This is a genomic window from Streptomyces sp. NPDC037290 (assembly GCF_055603245.1).
Genome location: NZ_JBVJVZ010000089.1, coordinates 1 through 3,796, shown reverse-complemented (window position 1 = coordinate 3,796; position 3,796 = coordinate 1). Strand labels below are relative to the sequence as shown.

Annotated in this window: 2 protein-coding genes and 1 pseudogene; all 3 read right to left on the bottom strand. The window is 63.9% G+C overall.

Annotated elements, in window-relative coordinates:
• Window positions 1-852 precede the first annotated feature (852 nt).
• Window positions 853-2,310 (bottom strand): RICIN domain-containing protein, encoded by a 1,458-nt coding sequence (locus ACZ7HQ_RS44900; protein WP_471003269.1) that lies wholly within the window; start codon window positions 2,308-2,310, stop codon window positions 853-855.
• 115 nt (window positions 2,311-2,425) lie between these two features.
• Window positions 2,426-2,545, bottom strand: coding sequence for an excalibur calcium-binding domain-containing protein (locus ACZ7HQ_RS44895; protein ID WP_471003266.1), 120 nt, complete (start codon window positions 2,543-2,545; stop codon window positions 2,426-2,428).
• 671 nt (window positions 2,546-3,216) lie between these two features.
• A pseudogene (locus ACZ7HQ_RS44890) lies at window positions 3,217-3,701 on the bottom strand (transposase); the annotation flags it as partial.
• Window positions 3,702-3,796: the final 95 nt, after the last annotated feature.

Genomic DNA, 3,796 nt, shown 5'->3' with positions numbered 1-3,796 from the left:
GATCACCAGCGCAACGACCAGGAGCCCTGCCGCGTTACGGACCCGACCGGCAGCCGCCAACGGCCGCGAAGCACAGGATGAGAAGGGTTCACTGACAAACGAAAACCTCGAGGTGTCTATGGGGAGCAGAGCAGAGTAAGAGCATCCGCCATTAGGGTGGGTCAAAGAGGCGAAACATGTGCCTCGAAAGAACAGCCGCACAGCTGCCCTCAACGACCTCCCCCATCCGAGCACATTCTAGGTAAGGCCCACACCGGCACGGCCATTCACGTCAGCGTCGGCTGGGACCCGCCCGATGCCTACCCGGCGCCCTGGTACGTCGTCGCCGTGCCCCACCTACGGAGCTGCCGCGCCCACGGAGCAGACGAAATCGAATCGGCCACTCCCGTGATGAGGGGGGCACCCGACTCGACACCTTCAGTCAGCAGTCGCCGCAATCCCAGGTAGAGCCATGGCCCGCCGTTTGTTCACCTCGGAGTCTGTGCCCGAAGGGGCGTTCTGGCCGTAGCCCGCATGGGCCACTACCACCGGCGACACCAGTCCCCATCCGGCCAGTTCTGGCCAGCCTTGGCTACCTCGGCGCGGGCGGCCCCGTCGCCGTCCCGCAGCGGCGCCAACCTCGTCAAGAACTGACCGTCACACAGCGGTCGGTGAACAAGGCCCATGCCCGGCTCCGCTACCCGGTCGAACGGTGTCACATGGCTGAAGACCTGGCGGATCTTCCGCCATGCCCGCTGCAGCCCCACCTGGCTCACCACCGCCGCCAAAGCCGTCCTCATTCTGGGGAGGAGCCTTGGGTCAAGGCCCGAGCTACCGCTGAACGAGCTTACTCTTTCCATGCCCATCCTCGCTTTACAGTGGCGCGCGGGCAATCTGCCACTGCTGGTTTTCGTCAGCGGTGCCTTTGCAGTGGTACTGGATGGCTCGCGCGCCGTCCTGGGTCGACCAGCTGTCGATGTCCAGGCACTTGCCGCTATGCCGGGCGATGAGGACGTAGTAGGTGCCTCCGCCTCTGTAGGAGGCGCGCCACACCTGGTTGGCGCCTGTGCCGCACGTCTGCTGGGTCAGCTGTACCGTGTCGGCGGTCGAGGACGCGGGCACGGTGAGGCATTTATGACCCTGTCTGACGATAATCTGGTAGTCGCCGTGGTCCACTGGGAGAAGTTCCCAGTGCTGGTTGGCTGCTTCGGCGGCGCCGCACGTGTGCTGCGTTAAGCCTGCGCCGTCGGCTGTGGACGACGGCGCGGTGAGGCATTTGCCGCTGTGCCGGGCTCTTAGAATGACGTACGGGTATCCCCCTCCCACACCGATCACGGCGCCTGTCGAGGTGTCGATGGCGACCCACGGGTGCCAGGACAGTGTCAGTGTCCTGTCGGTCGGGAACTCGAGTGGCAGCCAGACGTACTCGGCGGCCTGGGTCCCCCAGGCTTCCTCGTGCCGGTCGGCCATGTAGAGGTACGACGTCGTGGTGCTGCCTCGAATCGGCAGGATATATGTGGGCTGTGAACCGTAGGTGATGCTGTCGCCGAGGTTAGCCATGGCGCTCCATGGGCCGGCCATGCTGGTCGCGGTGGTGTATTTGGCCTGGTTGTGCCACCAGCCGGTCACGCCCGAGGTCACCAGGAAGTAGACGCCGTTGCGTTTGAACATCGACTGCGCTTCACGTTCCACGTTGTGGAAACTCGTCACCACCGAGGCGACCCCGAGGTAGTCGGGCGTCAGACGGAAGATGGTGAGGTCTTTCTGATCATTGGTCGTATCGATCAAGTACGCCGTGCCGTCGTCATCCTGGAAGACACTCATGTCGAAGGACTTGTACCCGAGGGGCCGGAAACTGCCGTGGTAGGTGTAGTTGCCGTCCACGGTGGGTGAGGTGGCGATCGCGATCCGGTTCTCGGTCGGCGGCCACGCCCGGTCTTCCTTGCGGATGTACAGCACGTATTGCTTGGTGCTGCTGTTGTAGATCACTTTGGGCCGCCCCACGTTGGCCGCCTTCAGCTCAGGGGCCGAGTCCTCGGTCAGCACATTGTTGCGGAACTCCCAGGTCTGCAGATCGGTAGAGCGGTACATCGAAACCGACTTGAATCGGTAGTCGTCGTAGTGATTCTCACCGAAGAAGTAGTAATAGTCATCCACCTTGATCACGCCGCCGTCGTGCCCATGTACCGGCTGACCGGTGGTGTCCGTGAACTGAGTCGCGTTGGTGACCAGCGCCCAGCTGGCGTGTGCTGCTGCGGACCCTTGTAACGGTAACGACCCGATGCAGGCCGCGACCATCACCCTGAAGAACAAATACAGCACTCTGCGCATGAGTAGAACTCCTTCCTTCCTGTTTTGAGAAACTGCCGAGACTCTGTGCGCCCTTCCTGCATCCCTTGCCCTCCTGCGGTGGGCCCGCGCAGCGCGAGAGCGGTAGCCACTGGGGTTATTTCTCGCATGCGGCGCCGTCACCATCACAGTCGAGACCGGCACGGTAGCCCGGAGCACTTAGATGCAACGGCGTCGCACTTGCAGCCTTGACCGCGGCACATTTCTGGCAATGCACGCCTGGAGCCGGCGACTCAAAGGTTTCCGTGCGCGTTGCGTGGTCGGCGTGGTTTCTTCGACTGTCGCTGTGGGCCGCATCGATGGCCGATGCTTCTGTGGCAGCCGGGCCGTTACGACGGCCCGGCTGCCAGACGTCCAGGGTTTGGCGGCGCGAGTCGGGGTCGGCGACGAAGCGCCTGAGGAAGGCCGAGGGCGGCTTGTGGGCGACGTATGCGTCGTCGGTTTACCTGCGTCGGGTCCGCATGCTACGAGAGCCGTGACCAGGGCGGGAAGGATTACCAGTAGCGGCAGGGCGGCCACGCATAGCACGGCAAGGATCCGCCCCAGCAACTTGTTTGCGGTCCAGCGCCGACGTCCGCGCGATAACGGTCCGTCTTGTCTTCCTCTGCCGTCCATCGCAACGTCCCTTTTGCTTGAGTCCTCATCCCACTCCAGCACCGTGGGGTCCGGTCCGCATGTTGAGGCGGCGCCGGGGACAGGGCAGTAGTCGGGTGCTGTCATCTCTGAAGGAGTGGGGCCGGTGGAGAGCACCAGCTCCACCCCGTCCTTTTGAACCCGGCCGTGTTCACGCTTACCGCTGTTGCCGCTCACGATCTGGACCACTTACTCTGCGACCAAACCGTCCCAGTATCAAGCTGACCAAGATCCGGGGGGCCTCTACGCTTTTCGTCAAGCGAGGCGTGGGGTTCGGGTTCTGGGTTCGTAGAAGGGGCCGTCGCGGAGGATCGCGAACAGCACGTTGATCCGTTGGCGTGCCAGGCGGAGAAGTGCCTGGGTGTGGGTCTTTCCTCGGGCCCGGCATTTGTCGTAGTAGGCGCGGGAGGGGGGATCGTGCAGCGCGGCGAACGCGGAAAGGAACATCGCGCGCTTGAGCTGCCGGTTGCCGCCTCTGGGGGCGTGGTCGCCGTGGATGGAGGTCCCCGACGACTTGGTCGTCGGTGCCAGGCCGGCGTAGGAGGCGAGATGGGCGGCGGTGGGGAAGCTGGTGCCGTCGCCGACGGTGACCAGCAGAGTGGCGGCGGTCCTGACCGCGCCCCACCCGGAATCGAGGTCAGGACCGCCAAAAGAGGGTGAGCCTCCAGCAGCTGCCCGATCTGTGTTTCTAGGGCTCGTCGCTGTTCGTGGACGGCCGCGAGCGAACGGACCAGGGACGGGCACTGAGCCTTTGCCAACTTGATGCGTGAGAAGGTCAGTTGGTTCGACATGTGAGTGAAGCCCCTGGTAGACGGGTTCACGACCAAGATCACCC

Excerpts from the sequence above, each read along its gene's own strand:
- ACZ7HQ_RS44900 (WP_471003269.1), bottom strand. The coding sequence starts at position 2,310 with ATGCGCAGAGTGCTGTATTTGTTCTTCAGGGTGATGGTCGCGGCCTGC.